Origin of the sequence: Promicromonospora sp. NPDC060271 (assembly GCF_042726755.1) — a bacterium.
Taxonomy (GTDB): Bacteria; Actinomycetota; Actinomycetes; order Actinomycetales; family Cellulomonadaceae; genus Promicromonospora.
Window position 1 is genome coordinate 1 of record NZ_JBHXBG010000121.1, and the last position, 17,616, is coordinate 17,616.

14 protein-coding genes are annotated in these 17,616 nt (G+C 73.0%); 4 read left to right on the forward strand and 10 right to left on the reverse strand.

What is annotated here, in order from left to right; all coding sequences use genetic code 11:
- Window positions 1–113: 113 nt before the first annotated feature.
- From ACFWE2_RS17750 to ftsY, 8 genes are all read right to left on the reverse strand, one after another.
- On the reverse strand, window positions 114–353 hold the full coding sequence (locus ACFWE2_RS17750) for an RNA-binding protein (protein WP_116674482.1): 240 nt from the start codon (window positions 351–353) through the stop codon (window positions 114–116).
- Window positions 353–778, reverse strand: coding sequence for a 30S ribosomal protein S16 (rpsP, locus tag ACFWE2_RS17755; RefSeq protein WP_377225541.1), 426 nt, complete (start codon window positions 776–778; stop codon window positions 353–355). Before rpsP ends, ACFWE2_RS17750 begins: the two co-directional genes overlap by 1 nt.
- 225 nt (window positions 779–1,003) lie before the next feature.
- Window positions 1,004–2,125, reverse strand: a complete 1,122-nt coding sequence (locus ACFWE2_RS17760) for an amidohydrolase family protein (RefSeq protein WP_377225542.1) — start codon at window positions 2,123–2,125, stop codon at window positions 1,004–1,006.
- Window positions 2,126–2,211: 86 nt separating this feature from the next.
- Window positions 2,212–3,849 (reverse strand): signal recognition particle protein, encoded by a 1,638-nt coding sequence (gene ffh, locus ACFWE2_RS17765; protein ID WP_377225543.1) that lies wholly within the window; start codon window positions 3,847–3,849, stop codon window positions 2,212–2,214.
- Between the two features lie 34 nt (window positions 3,850–3,883).
- Complete coding sequence (locus tag ACFWE2_RS17770; protein ID WP_377225544.1) at window positions 3,884–5,677, reverse strand: HD domain-containing protein; 1,794 nt, start codon at window positions 5,675–5,677, stop codon at window positions 3,884–3,886.
- 20 nt (window positions 5,678–5,697) lie between these two features.
- On the reverse strand, window positions 5,698–6,036 hold the full coding sequence (locus tag ACFWE2_RS17775) for a P-II family nitrogen regulator (protein ID WP_116674478.1): 339 nt from the start codon (window positions 6,034–6,036) through the stop codon (window positions 5,698–5,700).
- A gap of 43 nt (window positions 6,037–6,079) precedes the next feature.
- Entirely contained in the window at window positions 6,080–7,384 is a 1,305-nt protein-coding gene (locus ACFWE2_RS17780) for an ammonium transporter (protein ID WP_377225545.1), read from the reverse strand.
- 286 nt (window positions 7,385–7,670) lie between these two features.
- Complete coding sequence (gene ftsY, locus ACFWE2_RS17785; RefSeq protein WP_377225546.1) at window positions 7,671–8,855, reverse strand: signal recognition particle-docking protein FtsY; 1,185 nt, start codon at window positions 8,853–8,855, stop codon at window positions 7,671–7,673.
- Window positions 8,856–9,006: 151 nt separating this feature from the next.
- Here ftsY and ACFWE2_RS17790 point away from each other — a divergent pair, with 151 nt between their 5' ends.
- The 4 genes from ACFWE2_RS17790 to ACFWE2_RS17805 are packed head-to-tail and all read left to right on the forward strand — an operon-like array spanning window position 9,007 to window position 12,942.
- Entirely contained in the window at window positions 9,007–10,056 is a 1,050-nt protein-coding gene (locus ACFWE2_RS17790) for an ABC transporter substrate-binding protein (RefSeq protein ID WP_377225547.1), read from the forward strand.
- The gene (locus ACFWE2_RS17795; RefSeq protein ID WP_377225548.1) at window positions 10,053–11,072 is read left to right on the forward strand and encodes a FecCD family ABC transporter permease; all 1,020 of its coding nucleotides are present in this window, start codon (window positions 10,053–10,055) and stop codon (window positions 11,070–11,072) included. Before ACFWE2_RS17790 ends, ACFWE2_RS17795 begins: the two co-directional genes overlap by 4 nt.
- Window positions 11,069–12,133, forward strand: coding sequence for a FecCD family ABC transporter permease (locus ACFWE2_RS17800; protein WP_377225549.1), 1,065 nt, complete (start codon window positions 11,069–11,071; stop codon window positions 12,131–12,133). The genes ACFWE2_RS17795 and ACFWE2_RS17800 overlap by 4 nt, the downstream gene beginning before the upstream one ends.
- Entirely contained in the window at window positions 12,133–12,942 is an 810-nt protein-coding gene (locus ACFWE2_RS17805) for an ABC transporter ATP-binding protein (protein ID WP_377225550.1), read from the forward strand. The genes ACFWE2_RS17800 and ACFWE2_RS17805 overlap by 1 nt, the downstream gene beginning before the upstream one ends.
- A 9-nt stretch (window positions 12,943–12,951) precedes the next feature.
- On the opposite strand, the gene ACFWE2_RS17810 is transcribed toward ACFWE2_RS17805, so the two are convergent.
- Window positions 12,952–13,491 carry a hypothetical protein gene (locus ACFWE2_RS17810; RefSeq protein WP_377225551.1) on the reverse strand — a complete coding sequence of 180 codons (540 nt, stop codon included), beginning with the start codon at window positions 13,489–13,491 and terminating at the stop codon, window positions 12,952–12,954.
- Between the two features lie 189 nt (window positions 13,492–13,680).
- Window positions 13,681–17,520 (reverse strand): chromosome segregation protein SMC, encoded by a 3,840-nt coding sequence (gene smc / locus ACFWE2_RS17815; RefSeq protein ID WP_377225552.1) that lies wholly within the window; start codon window positions 17,518–17,520, stop codon window positions 13,681–13,683.
- Between the last annotated feature and the right edge of the window lie 96 nt (window positions 17,521–17,616).

Below are 17,616 nucleotides of genomic sequence, written 5' to 3' on the forward strand. Positions count from 1 at the left end.
CGTCGAACGGGTCCGAGGGGGCGAATATCCAGCACTCGACGATTCTGTCGGATATGAGCGAGGCCCGGTCCACGTTCGGACCGGGCCTCGTCGGTGCGGGGAGCGGGATGCGCTCAGCGCCGGTCGACGTCCACGACGTCGACCCGCACCGGGCCCTCTGCGGCGAGCGCACCGATCACGGTGCGCAGCGCGCGAGCCGTGCGACCACCTCGGCCGATGACTCGGCCGAGGTCGTCGGGGTGCACGCGGACCTCGAGCAGGTCACCACGGCGCAGCGTCTTCGCGGAGACGCGAACGTCCTCCGGGTTGTCCACGATGCCGCGCACCAGGTGCTCGAGGGCCTCCGAGAGCATCAGGCCTCGTCGCCCTCGGCCGGCGCAGCCGGAGCCTCGGCGGCGGCAGCGGCAGCCTTCTCGGCAGCCCTGGCCTTGGCCTTCTCGGCATCGGCGTTGACGGCCTCGATGGCGGCGGCCGAGTCGGCCTTCTCGCCCTTGACGCGCAGGGTGCCCTCGGCGCCCGGCAGGCCCTTGAACTTCTGCCAGTCACCGGTCACCTTGAGCAGTGCGGCGACCTGCTCGGTCGGCTGTGCGCCGACGCCGAGCCAGTACTGTGCGCGCTCCGACTTGATCTCGATGAGCGACGGCTCCTCGGTCGGGTGGTACTTGCCGATCTCCTCGATCACGCGACCGTCGCGCTTGGTGCGCGAGTCGGCGACGACGACACGGTAGTACGGGGCCCGGATCTTGCCGAGGCGCTTGAGACGAATCTTGACAGCCACGAAGTGGTCTCTCCTGGTTTCTGAGGGGTGGTCCGAGCACCGCGACGTGGGGTGAAGCAGTGGGTAGGACCGAGACGCAGCCTGGCCGGGTGAGAGGGGCCCGGGCACGCCGAGTACCTGCACATTGTGCCAGACGGCGAGACGCGCCACCAACCGCGTGTGCGTCACACCCCGCCCTCCGTGTCAGAACCTCAGGTCACCCTGGTGACCCGAGGGTCTGACACGTCAGCGGGCCGTCGGGTAGACCGTGCCCCGGAGGATCACGGCGGTGGGGTGACGCAGCACCTCGATGTCCTCGCGCGGGTCCGCCGGGTACACCACGAGATCGGCGCTGGAGCCCTCGACGACGGCCCCGAAGCCCAGGTAGTCGCGGGCCCGCCAGGAAGCCATCGCCACGACCTCCGCCGCCGGGAGGCCCGCCGCCACGAGCTCGGCGCACTCGTCGGCGATCCGGCCGTGGGAGATGGTCCCGCCCGCGTCGGTGCCGACCAGGAGCCGCACGCCCGCCTCGTGCAGGTCGCGCACCTGCTGGTAGCGGTTCGCGTACATGGAGCGCATCCGCGCCGCGAACACCGGGTACTTGCCGTCGGCCTGTGCCGCGATGCTCTCGAACTGGCCGATCTGCAGCAGGGTGGGCGTCACGGCGATCCCGCGTTCGGCGGCCGCTGCCATGTGCTCGGCGGTCATGCCGGTCCCGTGCTCTATGCAGTCCACCCCGGCGGCCAGCAGAGAGTCGATCGTCTCCTCCGCGAAGGCGTGCACGGTGACCCGGGCCGCCTCGGCGTGCGCGACGGCGACCGCCTCCTTGAGCAGGTCCTCCGGCCACAGGGGCCGCAGGTCGCCGTCTGCCCCGAGGGACCGGTCGATCCAGTCGCCGACGAGCTTGACCCAGCCGTCGCCGCGCCGGGCCTCGGTACGCACCGCCTCCGGGAGCTGTTCGGGCGACTCGAGCTCGAGGCCGTAGTTGCGTAGGTACCGCTTGCGCAGCGCGAGGTGCGTGCCCGAGCGCAGCAGATGCGGCAGGTCGCCGCGGTCGTGCACCCACGCGGTGTCCAGCGGCGAGCCCGCGTCGCGGATCAGCAGCACTCCGGCGTCGCGGTCGGCCACCGCCTGCTTCTCGGCCTCCTCCACCGGGACGACGCCGTCGGCGGCCAGCCCGATGTGGCAGTGCACGTCCACCAGGCCGGGCACCGCCCAGCCCTGAAGGATCTGCATGTTGGTGCCCTGGGCCGAAGGGCGCGTCAGGCTGACGCGGCCCCCGCGGACCCAGATCTCCTCGGTCTCGCGGTCGTCACCCAGCAGGATGCGCCCGCGGATCGCCGCGGTCGGACCTTCCAGCGCAGACATGCCGCTCCCTCGTTCTCCCGAGCTCGTCGCTCCCCGATCCGGCCCGTGCGACCACGGGCCACCGTCACCGGCCGCTCACCGGCCGCTCACCGGCCCAGGAACTTCTCCAGGCCAGGGGGGAGCTCGATGTTGCTGAGGTCGGGCGCCGCGTCCTTCTTGGGGGCGACGCCGAAGGCCGAGCCGGCCGGAGCCGGCGAGGTGGCCGCGGGTCCGCCGCCGAGGGCGCGCTGCATCGCTTCCTGCTCCTGCTGGGCGCGCTTGGCCGGGTTCCCGGACTTGCCCTTCTTGCCCTTCTTCGGCGGGGCCGTCCTGCCACGCGACTTCTTGCCCATGCCCATGCCGGGGCCGCCGGGCATGGCGGGCATCCCGCCGGGGCCCATGCCACCGCCCTTGGACATCTGGCGCATCATCTTCTGGGCGTTCTCGAACCGCTCCAGGAGCTGGTTGATGGCCGTAGTCGTGGTGCCGGAACCCTTGGCGATCCGGGCGCGGCGCGAACCGTTGATGATCTTCGGGTTCTCGCGCTCCGCGGGCGTCATCGAGTGGATGATCGCCTCGATGCGGCCCACCTCGCGCTCGTCGAACTGGTCGAGCTGGTCGCGCATCTGCGCCATGCCCGGCAGCATGCCGAGCATCTTCTTCATCGAGCCCATGTTCTTGAGCTGCTGCATCTGCACCAGGAAGTCCGCGAGCGTGAAGTCCTGGCCGCTGGCGAGCTTGCCCGCCATCTTCTCGGCCTGCTCGGCGTCGAACGCCTTCTCGGCCTGCTCGATCAGGGTGAGCACGTCACCCATGTCGAGGATGCGGCTGGCCATGCGGTCGGGGTGGAAGACCTCGAAGTCCGTCAGCTTCTCGCCCGTGGACGCGAACATGATGGGCCGGCCGGTCACCTTGGCGACCGAGAGGGCGGCACCACCGCGGGCGTCGCCGTCGAGCTTCGAGAGCACCACGCCGGTGAAGTCGACGCCGTCGGCGAACGCCTTGGCGGTGTTGACCGCGTCCTGGCCGATCATCGCGTCGATGACGAACAGGACCTCGTCCGGGTTCACCGCGGCGCGGATGTCCGCGGCCTGCCGCATCAGCACCTCGTCGATGCCGAGGCGGCCGGCGGTGTCCACGATCACGACGTCGTGCTGGCGCTCCTTGGCGTACGCGACGCCGTCCTCGGCGACGCCGACCGGGTCGCCGATCAGGGGCGCGTCGGCGGCCGGGTCGTCGGCCTCGGAGGTGTTGCCCGGGTGCGGCGCGAACACCGGCACCCCGGCGCGCTCGGCGACCACGGAGAGCTGGGTCACGGCGTTCGGGCGCTGCAGGTCGGCGGCGACCAGCAGCGGCGTGTGGCCCTGGCCCTTCAGGGCGTGCGCGAGCTTTCCGGCCAGCGTCGTCTTACCGGCACCCTGCAGACCCGCGAGCATGATGACCGTCGGCGGCGTCTTGGCCAGCGTGAGCGGGCGCGTCGCGCCGCCGAGGATGTCGACGAGCTCCTCGTTGACGATCTTGACGACCTGCTGGGCCGGGTTCAGCGCACCGGAGACCTCGGACGACAGCGCGCGCTCGCGCACCGCGCCGGTGAACTCGCGCACCACGGGCACCGCGACGTCGGCGTCCAGCAGCGCGCGGCGGATCTCCCGCACGGTCGCGTCGATGTCCGCCTCGGAGAGACGGCCCCGCGTGCGCAGGTTCTTGAACGTCGAGGTGAGCCGGTCGGACAGGGAATTGAACACGGGCACAGCCTAATCGAGATGGGTCGCCTCCCGTTCATCCGGGGAGCAGTGCCCGGGCCCGCTCCGTGAGCCCGTCCACGAGGCGCGCCCGCCAGCCCGTCCAGTGCTTGGGGCCCAGCGACGTCGTGTCCGCCTCGGTCAGGGCCCGCAGCACGTCGAGCAGGTCGCGCCGGTGGTCGACCGCGTCCAGGAGGGTGTCCAGCGTCGCCGGGTCGTCAGGGTCGGCGGTGGTGGCCAGGTCCGCGAGCGTGAGGTGGTGGCGCACGAGCCGCGTGACGTCGTCGACCACCTGGGGCGCGAAACCGGCGCGCGTCAGGATGCCCGGCACCAGCCTGGCCCCCTCCACCGAGTGGTCGGCCGCGCCGCGCACCTTGCCGATGTCGTGCAGCAGCGCGGACAGCAGCAGGAGGTCGCCGGCGGCCCCACCGGTCTCGGGCAGCCGACGCCGCAGCCGCGCGGCGACCGCCGCCGTCTCGACGAGGTGCCTGTCCACGGTGTGCCGGTGGATCGCCGCGCGCTGCGGCCGGTTGCGCACGTCCGCCCACTCGGGGATCCAGGAGGTGACCACCCCGGCGAGGTCGAGCGCCTCCCACACCGGGACCTGCGCCTGCCCGGCCGCGAGCAGCGCGAGCAGACTCTCGCGCGCGGCAGGCGGCCAGGGTTCGGGCAGGGGCGGGCACTGCTCGAGGCTCCGGATGGTCACGGGCGACAGCACGAGCCCGGTCCGCGCGGCGGTCGCGGCGGCCCGCAGCGGCAGCAGCGGGTCCTCGGCGGGGCGGGTCCCGACGCCGAGCACGAGCTCGCCGTCGTGCTCGACCAGGCCGTCGCCCACCGAGCGGAGGCGCGGCGGCGTGCGCCGTCCGCGCACCCACAGCGGCTTGCCGACGCCCACCGGGCGCGACAGGGCCTGCCGCGCGCCGCGCACCGTCATGTCGAGTGCGTAGGAGATGACCCGGCCCGCCTCGGCGAGGCTGGCCAGCAGCTCGTCGCCGTCGTCGTACCCGGTGAGCTCGGCCACCTCTTCGAGATCGGCCAGCAGCAGGCGGCTCGTGCGGCGCCTGGTGACCACCTGAAGGGTGTCGCGCACGTCGAGCAGGTGCGTGTAGGACGCGTCGACCGCGCCGTGCGGACGGTCGGTGAGCCAGGTGGCGGCGAGCGCGGACAGCAGGACGGCGTCCCGCATGCCGCCACGCGCCTCCTTGAGGTCTGGCTCGATGAGGTAGGCGAGCTCCCCGGCACGCTGCGCGCGGTCCCGGGTGGACGAGATCAGCTCGGGCAGCCGCCGGCGCGCGGCGGCGCGCCAGTCGGTGAGCACCGCGGTCGCTGCACGGTGCACGACGACGGCGTCGCCCGCCACCGCACGCACGCTCAGCCAGCCGATCACCGCCGGGAGGTCGCTCGCCGCGACCTGCCGGGACTGGCTCAGGGAGCGCACCGCGTGGTCGATGTCCACGCCCGAGTCCCACAGCGGGTACCAGAGGCGTTCGGCCACCTGCTGCAGCTCTTGCGGACCGTGGGTCCGCCCGTCGTGCACGAGCACGAGGTCGAGGTCGCTCAGCGGGCCGAGCTCGCCCCGGCCCAGGCTGCCGACGGCCGCCAGGGCGATGCCCGACGGGTCGACGTCCTTGGTGGCCTCCGCGAACAGGGCGCCGAGCCGGTCGGTGACGCGCTGCCCGACGGCGGACCGCCGGGCCAGTCCCGAACGGCCCGGACCGGTCAGGTCCGCGGCGATGGTGAGGAGCTCGTCGCGGAGGCCCCGCACCCCAGCGGTGGGGTACGGGGCCTCCGGCTGCTCCCTGGCGCCCTCTGGCGCCGGGTCACTGGTCATACGTCGGCAGACACTCCCCGTCAGAGGGCGGAGTCGCCGTGCTCGCCGGTGCGTACGCGGGCGACGTCGTCGACCGTCACCACCCACACCTTGCCGTCACCGATCTTGCCGGTCTGGGCCGCGCCGACGATCGCGTCGGTCACCGCGGTGACGTCCGCGTCCGTGACCAGGACCTCGATGCGGACCTTCGGCACCAGGTCGACGGTGTACTCGGCACCGCGGTAGACCTCGGTGTGGCCCTTCTGCCGGCCGTAGCCGCTGGCCTCGCTCACGGTCATACCGCGAACCCCCGCACCCTCCAACGCCGTCTTCACGTCGTCGAGACGGTGGGGCTGGATGACACCCGTGACGAGCTTCATGCGCGTACCTCCTTGAGAGTCAGCTGCTGCACCGTGGTCACGGTCAGCGCACCTCGGTGATCGTAGAGCCGGAGTTCTCGTATGCGGTCTCACCGTGGACCGCGAGGTCGATACCGCTGACCTCGGCCTCCTCGGAGATGCGCCAGCCCAGCGTGAACTTGAGGGCGTAGGCGATGACCGCCGTGACGACGGCGCTGAAGACGACGGCGACGAGCGCGGCCACGATCTGGCTGATGAGCTGCGTGAAGCCGCCCCCGTAGAACAGACCGTTCAGCGCGCCCTCCGGGTACCAGACCCCGAAACTCGGGTTGTCCGTGGCGAAGAAGCCGAGGAGCACGGTGCCGACGAGGCCACCGACCAGGTGCACACCGACGACGTCGAGCGAGTCGTCGAAGCCGAACTTGAACTTCAGGCCGACGGCCAGGGCGCAGAGGATGCCCGCGACGACCCCGATGGCGATCGAGCCGAAGGTGTCGACCGCCGCGGCGGCCGGTGTGATGGCGACCAGACCGGCGACCACACCGGACGCGGCACCGAGGGTGGTCGGCGCGCCGTCACGAAGCTTCTCGGTGGCCATCCAGGCCAGCATCGCGACACCGGTCGCGACGAGGGTGTTCAGCCAGGCGCGGCCGGCCGTGCCGTCGGCCGCGAACTCCGAGCCGGCGTTGAAGCCGAACCAGCCGAACCACAGGAGGGCCGCACCGAGCATGACGAAGGGCAGGTTGTGCGGGCGCATGGCCTCGGTGCCGAAGCCCTTGCGCTTGCCGATGACCAGTGCCAGCACGAGGCCGGCCACACCGGCGTTGATGTGCACGACGGTGCCGCCGGCGAAGTCGATGGGCGCGGAGAGGGCCGTCGCGATCGGGCCGTCGATGCCCAGCAGGCCGCCGCCCCACACCATGTGCGCGACGGGGCTGTAGACCAGCGTCACCCAGAGGGCGGCGAAGACGAGCCAGGTGCTGAACTTGACGCGGTCGGCGATCGCACCGGAGATGAGGGCGACCGTGATGATCGCGAAGGTCGCCTGGAACGCAGCGGCGACGGTTGCCGGGACCCCGACCGCAGCCATCAGCGACTCGTCGTCGGTCATCGCGAGGCCGAAGAAGTCGGCGGGGTTGCCGATGATGCCGCCGATGTCGGAACCGAACGTCAGCGAGTAGCCGTAGAGCACCCAGATCAGACCGGCCACGCCGATCGAGCTGAAGCTCATCATCATCATGTTGAGGACGCTCTTGCCGCGCACCATGCCGCCGTAGAAGAACGCCAGGCCTGGCGTCATCAGCAGCACGAGCGAGGAGGCGGTGATCATCCAGGCAGTGTTTCCACTGTCCAGAGCAAACTCTTCCATCAGTTGCCTCTCTCCCCGGACCGGTCCTGATGACTCGGCCCACCGCGACTACCGTCGCGGGAAGCCGTTACGCGCGACCTGCATCGAGGTTACGAATGCGTGACGCAGGCGGGCAGCATGTAAACGTCTCATTTCGCGTCCGGGTTGGGCGAATTTCTGGACCGAAACGTGATCCGCTCGATATTTCACGGCTATGCGCTTGTAACGTCCCGATCACATGGCATTCTCACCTGTTGGACAGCCGTCCAATACCCAGGGCTTCATCACGCCAATTACTGATGAGGAATCAGCCCAGAATGCCGTCGACGAACTCCTCGACGTCGAACGGCGCCAGGTCGTCCGGACCCTCGCCGAGGCCGACGAGCTTGACCGGGACGCCGAGCTCCCGCTGCACCTGGACGACGATGCCGCCCTTCGCGGTGCCGTCGAGCTTGGTCAGCACGATGCCCGTGACGCCGGCGACCTCCGCGAAGACGCGCGCCTGGGACAGGCCGTTCTGGCCCGTGGTCGCGTCCAGCACCAGCAGCACCTCGCTCGGCGCGGCGACCTTGCCGGCCACCCGCACGATCTTGCCGAGCTCGTCCATGAGGCCCGCCTTGTTCTGCAGGCGCCCTGCGGTGTCCACGAGCACGACGTCGATCTTCTCGTCGCGTCCCCGCGCGACCGCCTCGAACGCCACCGACGCGGGGTCGGCGCCCTCGCGGTCGGAGCGCACCGTCGGCACGCCCACCCGGTTGCCCCACGTGGTGAGCTGGTCCGCCGCCGCCGCCCGGAAGGTGTCGGCCGCGCCGAGCACGACGCTGCGGCCGTCGGCCACCAGCACCCGGGCGAGCTTGCCGACCGTGGTCGTCTTGCCCGTGCCGTTCACGCCCACCACGAGGGTCACGGCGGGCAGGTGCGTGCCGTCGGCGGCGGTGGTCGGCTCGGTCCGCAGCGTGCGGTCGAGGGCCGGGTCCAGGAGCGCGACGAGCTCTGAGCGCAGCAGGTCGCGCACCGCGGCGGGCTCCCGCACGCCCAGCACCCGGACCTTGGTGCGCAGCGCCTCCAGCAGCTCTGTGGTTGGGCCTGCGCCGACGTCCGCGAGCAGCAGCTCCTCCTCGATCTCGTCCCAGTCGTCCTCGGTGAGCGAGTCCCGGGACAGCACGGACAGCAGCCGGGCGCCCAGCGGCGAGCCGGAGCGCGCGAGGCGGTCGCGGAGCCGCACCAGACGGCCGGCGGTGGGCGCAGGGGTCTCTACGGCTGCTTCGCGGGTCGGGCTCGGCGCTTCGCGGGTCGGGCTCGGCGAGACCTCGGGCTCGGCCGCCGTGCCGGGCTCGGCCGCTGCCTCCGGCTCACGTTCCACCGTCGCCTGGCCGCCGCCCTGGTCCTGGGTGCGCCTCCGGCGTCGGGCCACGAGAAAGCCGGCGATACCGCCGCCCCCCGCGAGGACGACGACGGCGGAGATGATCTCGATCCAGGGAAGCTCGTTCACGCCCCAGATTCTTCCATCCCGTGGACGGCGGCGCGGCAGCCGCCGTCCGACGCCGCCCGGACCCTCGGGAGCCGGCCGTTCTTAGGCTTGCCTAATCGCGAGTGTAGGGTGACGTGGCCCAGCCACATCCAGGACCCAGAGGAACACCACCATGCCCCGCGCTCTCTCAGCGACCGTAGCCACCCTGGCCCTCGGCGCCGTCCTCCTGACCGGCTGCGGCGCGGCCGACGAGGGCGGCGACGGCGACAACCAGTCCAACGTCGCCACCGGCCAGGAGGGGTTCGCCGACGTCCGGAAGCTCGCCGCCCAGCTCGGCACCGACGCCGCACCCGGTGAGTTCCCCCGCACGGTACGCAACCTCGTGGCCAACGAAGAGGTCGGCGAGACCGTCATCCCGGCCAAGCCGGAGCGCGTCGTCGTGCTCGACACGGGTGAGCTCGACAACATGGCCTCCCTCGGCATCGAGCCCGTCGGCATCGCCCACCCCGCCGACGTCGGGATGGCCCCCGACTACCTGGACGTCGGCGACGCCGTCGACCTGGGCCCGTACGACGCCCTGGACCTCGAGCAGATCAAGAACCTCGAGCCGGACCTGATCCTCGGCACGTCGCTCCGGATCGACGACGACAACCTCAAGCGTCAGCTGCAGGACATCGCGCCGACCGTCCTCGCGCCACGCCCCGGCGTGCTCTGGAAGGAGAACTTCCTGCTCAACGCCGCCGCCGTCGGCGAGGAGGAGAAGGCGCAGGAGCTGCTGACCGCCTACGAGACGCGCGCCGCGGAGGTCGGCGCCGAGGTCGCCGAGGCGAACGGCGGCACGGCGCCCACCATCTCCATGCTGCGCTTCATGGCCGGCCAGATCCGGCTGTACGCCGACGACTCGTTCATCGGCACCATCCTCACCGACGCCGGCCTGCCCCGGCCGGAGACCGAGGACATCGCGGACCTCGCCGTGGAGATCTCCGCCGAGGAGATCACGCTCGCCGAGGGCGACTGGCTGCTGTGGGGCACCTACGGCCAGCCCGACGCCACCGAGCAGGCGGCAGTGGTCGACGGCCCCCTCTGGGACCAGGTGCCCGCGGTGGCGAACGGCGGAGTCGTGCGCGAGGTGGCGGACGAGACCTGGTACCTGGGTCTGGGTGTGACGGGGGCCGACCTGGTCCTCGACGACCTGGAAGCCATCGCCGCCGACCAGCGGTGAGCGCACCACGGACCGTCGCGGCGAGCAGGACGGCGCTCGCCGCCGTCCTGCTCGTCACGCTCGTCCTGCTGATCGCCGCCGTGCTGGCCGGCGTCACGGTGGGCACGCGGGTCCTGTCCCCCGCCGAGACCTTCGCCGGGCTGCTGGGGCACGACCGCATCGCGGCTACCGTGATCTGGGAGCTGCGGCTGCCCCGGACCCTGCTCGGCCTGCTCGTCGGCGCGGCGCTGGGCGTAGCCGGGGTGCTCGCGCAGGCCGTGACCCGCAACCCCCTGGCCGACCCCGGCCTGCTCGGCATCTCGGCGGGCGGCGCCGTCGCGGTCGTGGCGGGCAGCGCGTTCCTCGGCCTCGGGGCGGGGACACCCCGCGTGCTGCTCGCGCTGGCCGGCGCGGCCCTGGCGACCGCGGCCGTCTACCTGTTCGCGAGCCGGTCGCCGGAAGGACTGACGCCGGTGAACATGACGCTCGCCGGGATGGCCATGACGGCGTTCCTCGGCGCGGCCGTCTCGGCGACGGTCCTGCTCAACGCCTCCACCATGGACCAGTACCGGTTCTGGGTGGTGGGCGCGCTGAGCCTGCCCGATCCGGCGGTGCTGCTCCCGGCGATCCCGCAGGCGGTCGCGGGCGGGATCCTGGCCGTTGTCGTCTCCGGCTCGCTCAACGCCCTGGCCCTCGGGGACGACACGGCGGCCGCCCTCGGCGTCGCCGTCGTGCGGACCCGGCTGCTCGCCGGTGCGGCGGTAGTGCTCCTGTCCGGCACAGCCGTCGCGCTGGCCGGCCCGATCGCCTTCGTCGGCCTGGTCATCCCGCACGTCGCCAGGGCCCTGGTCGGGACCGACGTGCGGCGGGCGCTCGCGCTCTCGGCGCTGCTCGGACCCCTCCTGCTGGTGACCGCGGACGTCGTCGGCCGGCTGGTCGCCCGCCCCGCCGAGGTACAGGTCGGCGTCGTCACGGCGCTCCTCGGCACACCCTTCTTCATCTGGCTGACCCGGCGCGCGAAGGAGCGTTCCCGGTGAGCCCCGCCGGTCCCCGCCGCACCGTCCGGACGGCGCGCTCCCTGCTGCCCCGGCCCCGGCCGCGCCGCCGGGTGGTCGTCGCGGTGCTCGGGACGCTGCTGTTCCTCGCGCTCGTGGCCGTGACCGCCCTGAGCCTGGGGGACGAACCGACGACGCCCGCCGCCCTGTGGGCGGCGCTCCAGGGACACGGACCCGAGAACACCGTCTACGCGGTGCTCGAGGTCAGGCTCCCCCGGGTCGTCCTGGCCGTCGTCGTCGGCGCCGCGTTCGGGATCTCCGGCGGGCTGAGCCAGAGCGTGCTGCGCAACCCGCTGGCCAGCCCCGACGTGCTCGGCATCAGCGCGGGCGCCTCGGTGGCCGTCGTGGCCGTCGTCGCGATCGGCTCGCTGGGTGGCCCCGTCGGCATCGTCCCCGTCCCGGTCGCGGCCCTGGCGGGCGGCCTCGCCGCCGCCGGGCTGATCGCGCTGCTCGCCCGGGACGGTGCCCTGCGCGGCAGGCGCATCCTCCTGGTCGGGATCGCACTGTCCGCGGCGCTCACGGCGCTGACCCAGTTCCTGCTGACCCGGATCGACGTCTACGACGCGCAGCGCTCGGCGGCCTGGCTCACCGGTAGCCTGAACGCGCGCGGCTGGGGCGAGGCCTGGCCCGTCGTCGTCGGCGTTGCGCTGCTGCTGCCCGCCGCCCTGGTGCTCGCCCACACCAACCGTGCGCTCCTGTTCGAGGACGACGTCGTGGCCGGGTGGGGCATCCGGCCGGGCGCCGCCCGCGCTGCCCTGCTGGTGATCGCGGTGCTCCTCGCCGCCCTGGCGACGTCGGCGGCCGGGCCGGTCGCGTTCGTCGCGCTGGTCTCCGGGCAGGTGGCCCGCCGGCTGGCCGCCGTCCCCGACATCCCGCCGGTCCTCGCGGGCGCCGCCGGTGCCTCGCTCGTGCTGGTGGCGGACACGGTCGCGCGCACGGCGCTGCCGTTCCAGCTCCCCGTCGGCGTGCTGACCGCCCTGGTGGGCGCGCCCTACCTGCTGTACCTGCTGCAGCGTCGCCGCTCGACGAGAGGTACTCCCTGATGAACACGGCCATCGCGTCCGACGCCCGCCTGCGGGCGGACGCCGTCACCCTCGGCTACGGCGACCGGACCGTCGTGCGCACGCTGTCGCTCGACGTGCCCGACCAGCGGGTCACGGTCGTCGTCGGGCCGAACGCCTGCGGCAAGTCGACGCTGCTGCGCGGGCTGGCCCGGCTCATGCCGCCCACGAGCGGCACCGTGCTGCTGGACGGCAAGGCGATCGCCGACCGGCCGACCCGGGAGGTGGCCCGCGTCATGGGCATGCTGCCCCAGTCGCCGGTCCCGCCCGAGGGCATCACCGTGCGCGACCTCGTCTCGCGGGGGCGCCACCCGCACCAGAGCTGGTGGCACCAGTGGGGTGAGGCGGACACGGTGGCCGTGACGGACGCGCTGCGCGCGACGGGAACCGAGGACCTCGCCGCGCGGGACGTGGACGAGCTGTCCGGCGGGCAGCGCCAGCGGGCCTGGATCGCCATGGCCGTCGCCCAGCAGACGGACCTGCTGCTCCTGGACGAGCCGACCACCTACCTGGACATGGCGCACCAGCTCGACGTGCTCGAGCTGGTGGCGACGCTCAACCGGGACCTGGCACGGACGGTCGTCATGGTGCTGCACGACCTCAACCTCGCCTGCCGGTACGCGCACCACATCGTGGCCATGCGCGACGGCGAGATCGTCGCGGAGGGCTCTCCCGCCGAGGTGGTGACCGCCGACCTGCTGCGCGAGGTGTTCTCCGTCGAGGCGTCGATCCTCACCGACCCGGTCAACGGCACGCCGGTGATCGTCCCGCACCGGACGGTGCAGCCCTGACGGACGGGCTCAGCTCGCGGCCTGGGCCGGGCCTTCCTCCGCAGGCGACTCCTGCGTGACGGGCCGGACGGGGCGAACGGTCCGCACCGGCCGTACCGCCCGAAGCTGGCCGGGCACCAGGTTGGCGGGCTTGATCGGCACCGGGCCGAGCGGCACGTGCAGGGTCTTCTGCGCCTGGTCGCGTGCCCGGTTGAGCACGTCGGTCAGCTCCTCGGCGTCGACGTAGCCGGGCTTGGACTCGATGGTCGCGGCGAAGAACTCGGACATGCCCATGTCCACCGGCTTGGTGTCCGGCTTGACCACGGGGGGCTTGCCCACCCACACGGAGGGCGCGCCCACCGCGTGCGTCGCCACGGCGGAGGCCCCGAGGCGGCGGCCGTCCTTGCGTCGCCTGGCGTCACCACGGAGGTGTGCGATGCCGGACCGGAACCACTGGAGGAACGAGAACTCCTCACTCCTGTTCGCGGGCGCGTCCATCTGGCTGGCGACGACGAACACGCCCACCGCCAGGACCAGGCACACCACGAGCAGAATGACCGACCACCACATGGGCCCATTGTGGCGTGTCTTGTCCGGTCCTGCCGCGCAGAGCGCCGCGACACGCCGTGCGACACGCGCGATTTCAGCAGGAGAAATCCCTCACACCTGGCGTTTCACTGCCGGGCATGTCAAATTTCACCCCTTACGCCCTACCTGTGCCGCCTGACCCGGCGCTGCACCTCCGGCTCAGGCTCAGGCTCAGGCGGTAACGGTCTCGCGTTCGCCCATGCGCTGGCTGATCAGGGTCGTGACGCCGTCGCCCCGCATCGTCACGCCGTAGAGGGCGTCCGCGACCTCCATGGTCCGCTTCTGGTGCGTGATCACGATGAGCTGGCTGTCCTTCTGCAGCTCCTTGAAGATCTCGATGAGGCGGCCGAGGTTCACGTCGTCGAGCGCGGCCTCCACCTCGTCCATGATGTAGAACGGGCTGGGTCGTGCCTTGAAGATCGACACCAGGAACGCCACCGCCGCCAGCGAACGCTCACCACCCGACAGCAGCGAGAGCCGCTTGACCTTCTTGCCGGCTGGGCGAGCCTCGACCTCGATACCGGTCGTGAGCAGGTTGTCCGGCTCCGTCAGCGTCAGCTTGCCCTCGCCGCCGGGGAACAGCCGGGGGAAGATCTCGAGGAACTTGGCCGCCGTGTCCTGGAACGCCTCCGCGAACACCTGCTGCACGCGCTCGTCGATGTCGTCGACGATCTGGAGCAGGTCCTCCCGCGACTTCTTCAGGTCGGCGAGCTGGTCCACCAGGAACTGGTGCCGTTCCTCCAGGGCCGCGAACTCCTCGAGCGCGAGCGGGTTCACGGCGCCGATCCGGGACAGCGCCTTCTCGGCCTTCGCCAGCCGCGCCTCCTGCTCCTCGCGCACGTACGGGACCATCCGGTCCGGCTTCGGCTCGATGGAGCCGGGCTCCTCGCCCGCGGCCTCGCTCTCGCCGTCGGCCGGAGCCTCCTGCGGCTCGGCTCCGGCGGCCGCGACGATCACGGCGGCCGCCGCGGGGTCGTCGGGCCGAAGGCCGGCCTCGTGCAGCGCACGCGTCCGGGCGATGAGCGCGTCCTCGCGCGCTGCCGCGCCGCGCGGCAGCGTGGGGTCGCCCTCGTAGCGGACGGGGTTGCCCTCGTCGTCACGCTCGACGACGGCGCGCCGCTTGCGTCCGCGTACGGCGACGTCGCCCTCGTAGACCGGGACCGGCTGGTGCGGGCCGAACTCCTCCATGAGCACGTCGGGGTCCATGCCCAGCTCGTCGGAGGCGCGCGACTGGAGCTGCTCCAGGCGCAGCACCTGCTGCGCGCGGGCGACCTCGTCCCGGTGCGCGACGTCGGTGAGCTCGCGCAGCTGACCTGTCAGCGACTCGACGGTGCCCCGCACGGCGAGGAGCTGCTCCGAGCCCGCCGCGCGGGCCTCCTCCGCGGCCGCCTTGTCGGCCACCGCCCGGTCCAGCGAGCGCGCGATCGCCTCGAGCGCCACGGCCACCGCCTGCTGCACCAGCGTCGCGCGCGCGGCGTCACGACGCCGCAGCTCCTCGCGTTCGGCGGCCAGCGCACGAGCCTCGCGCTCCTGCTCGGCGGCCGCCGTCAGCGCCTGGGCGCGACCCGACACGGCCCGCGCCCGTTCCTCGGCGGTCCGCAGGGCCAGCCTGGCCTCGGTCTCGCGCGCCCGGGCCGCGGTGGCGGCGGCAGCGGCCTCGTCCCGCCGGGCCTGCAGGTCGTCGACGGAGCCCTCGTCCTCGGCGGGCTCCTCCTCGGCGATCGCCATGCGTTCGACGAGCGCCTCGAGCTCGATCTCGTCCTCCGCGCGCCGGGCCTGCGCCTGCTCCAGCGCCGCGCGGTGGCGGTCCGCCTCCGCCTTGGCGGCGCGTGCAGCCGCGCCCAGCGAGCCGAGCTGCTCGGCGGCGGCGGCCCGCGCGGCGTCAGCCTCCCCGAGGCGGGCGAGCGTCTCGTCGTACCGCTCCTGGGCCGCCGTCCGCTCGGTCCGGGCGCGTTCGAGGTGCGCGGTCCCGTCGGCCTCCCGGGCCGCTGCCTCGTCGCGGGCGGCCTTGGCCTCGTCCAGCGCCGACTGCAGGTGCAGCACGCTCGGCGCGGCCGCCGATCCGCCCCAGGCCCGCGTGGCCCCCAGCAGGTCGCCCGCCCGGGTCACTGCGACGACGGGCTGGTCGCGCACCAGGGCCCTGGCCCGGGCGAGGTCGTCCACGACCACCACGTCACGCAGGATGGTCAGCAGCGCCGCGGACGCCGGGCCGGCGACCTGCACGACGGAGGTCGCCCACCGGGCTCCGGCGGGCAGATCCACCGCCGGGCGGTCCGTGCCGATCCCGGGCGCGGCACCGTCCGAGCCGACGACCAGGCTGGCGCGGCCCGCGTCCTCGTCACGCAGGAGCCGCAGCGCGTCCACCGCCTCGTCGACGCCGGCGACCGCGACGGCGTCCGCCACCGGGCCGAGCGCGGCGGCCACCGCGTCCTCGAAGCCGGCCTCGATACCCAGCAGCGCGGCCACCGAGCCCAGGACCCCCGCCTGGTCGGCGGCCAGCAGCGTGCCCGCGCCGTCCTTGCGGTCGAGGCTCAGCTCCAGCGCCTCGACCTTCGCGGCCGCTGCGCTCCGGTCCCGCTGCGCGGTCGTCACCTGCTCCTGGAGGTGCCGCACCTCCGCCTTGGCCAGCTCGAGCACCTCCGACGCCGCCTCGTGGGCCACGTCGAGCCCTTCGGCGCCGTCCTCTCCGCCCACGCCGATCTCGGTCTCGAGCGCACCGAGCTCGCGCGACGTGCTCTCCGCCCGCTGCTCCGCCTCGAGCAGGGCCTCACGCAGCCGGTCCAGCTCGGACTGCGCTGCCTCGACCCGGCTGCGCCGGGCGGCGACCTGGCCCGCCAGGCGGGCAAGGCCTTCGCGGCGGTCCGCCGCGGCGCGCAGCAGCGCGGCGTGCGAACGTTCGGCGGCCTGTGCGGCCGCCTCCGCCTCGGCGCGCGCGTCGACGGCGGTCTCGACGACCTCGCTGGCCATCTCCACCTCGACGACCAGCTCCTCCTCGCTCGCGCGGGCCCGTGCCGCCTGCGCCTCGAGGTCGTCCGGGTCCTGGCCCTGACGGGCCGGCTCCGCGGTACCCAGGAGGCGGGCCCGCTCGCCGGCCAGCGACTGCAGGCTGCGCAGGCGCTCACGCGTCTGGGACAGCGCGAAGACCGTGTCGCCGGCCTGGTTGACCTGCTGCGACTCCGCGGACATGGCCGCTTCCAGGCGGGCCAGCGTGCCACGTGCCTCGGTGAGCGCCGCCTCGGTCTCGGCCTGGCGTTCCTTGAGGGAGCGTTCGTCCGCGCGCTCCTGCTCGAGCTGGGCGGTGAGCTGCGCGAGGTCGTCGGCGAGCAGGCGGGACTTCGCGTCGCGCAGGTCGCGCTGCACGGTCTGCGCCTTGCGCGCCGCCTCGGCCTGGCGGCCGAGCGGGCCGAGCTGGCGCCGCAGCTCGGCGGTCAGGTCGCCCAGGCGCGCGAGGTTGCCCTGCATCGCGTCCAGCTTGCGGAGCGCCTTCTCCTTGCGCTTGCGGTGCTTGAGGACGCCGGCGGCCTCCTCGATGAAGCCGCGCCGCTCCTCCGGCGTCGCGCGCAGCACGGCGTCGAGCTGGCCCTGCCCTACCACGACGTGCATCTCGCGGCCGATGCCTGAGTCGCTCAGGAGCTCCTGGATGTCGAGCAGGCGGCAGTTGTTGCCGTTGATCGCGTACTCGGAACCGCCGCTGCGGAACAGCGTGCGGGAGATCGTGACCTCGGTGTAGTCGATCGGCAGCGCGCCGTCGGTGTTGTCGATCGTCAGGGACACCTCGGCGCGGCCCAGCGGCGCGCGGCCGGACGTGCCTGCGAAGATGACGTCGTCCATCTTGCCGCCGCGCAGCGACTTGGCGCCCTGCTCGCCCATGACCCAGGACAGCGCGTCGACCACGTTGGACTTGCCGGAGCCGTTGGGGCCCACCACGCAGGTGATGCCCGGCTCCAGCTCGAGGGTGGTCGCCGACGCGAAGGACTTGAATCCTCGGAGCGTGAGCGTCTTGAGGTGCACTGGGTGAGCCTAACCGTGAACGTGAGCCAAACGTCGGACGTACCGCAAAGGACGCCGAGGTAGAGCGTGTGTCCGGGTAGGCGAGGGGCGACCCCT

Bases quoted from the DNA above. Each gene is read 5' to 3' on its own strand.
- ACFWE2_RS17750 (WP_116674482.1), bottom strand. From the start codon at position 353: ATGCTCTCGGAGGCCCTCGAGCACCTGGTGCGCGGCATCGTGGACAAC.
- ACFWE2_RS17760 (WP_377225542.1), bottom strand. From the start codon at position 2,125: ATGTCTGCGCTGGAAGGTCCGACCGCGGCGATCCGCGGGCGCATCCTG.
- ACFWE2_RS17770 (WP_377225544.1), bottom strand. From the start codon at position 5,677: ATGACCAGTGACCCGGCGCCAGAGGGCGCCAGGGAGCAGCCGGAGGCC.
- ACFWE2_RS17775 (WP_116674478.1), bottom strand. From the start codon at position 6,036: ATGAAGCTCGTCACGGGTGTCATCCAGCCCCACCGTCTCGACGACGTG.
- ACFWE2_RS17780 (WP_377225545.1), bottom strand. From the start codon at position 7,384: ATGGAAGAGTTTGCTCTGGACAGTGGAAACACTGCCTGGATGATCACC.
- ACFWE2_RS17790 (WP_377225547.1), top strand. From the start codon at position 9,007: ATGCCCCGCGCTCTCTCAGCGACCGTAGCCACCCTGGCCCTCGGCGCC.
- ACFWE2_RS17805 (WP_377225550.1), top strand. From the start codon at position 12,133: ATGAACACGGCCATCGCGTCCGACGCCCGCCTGCGGGCGGACGCCGTC.
- ACFWE2_RS17810 (WP_377225551.1), bottom strand. From the start codon at position 13,491: ATGTGGTGGTCGGTCATTCTGCTCGTGGTGTGCCTGGTCCTGGCGGTG.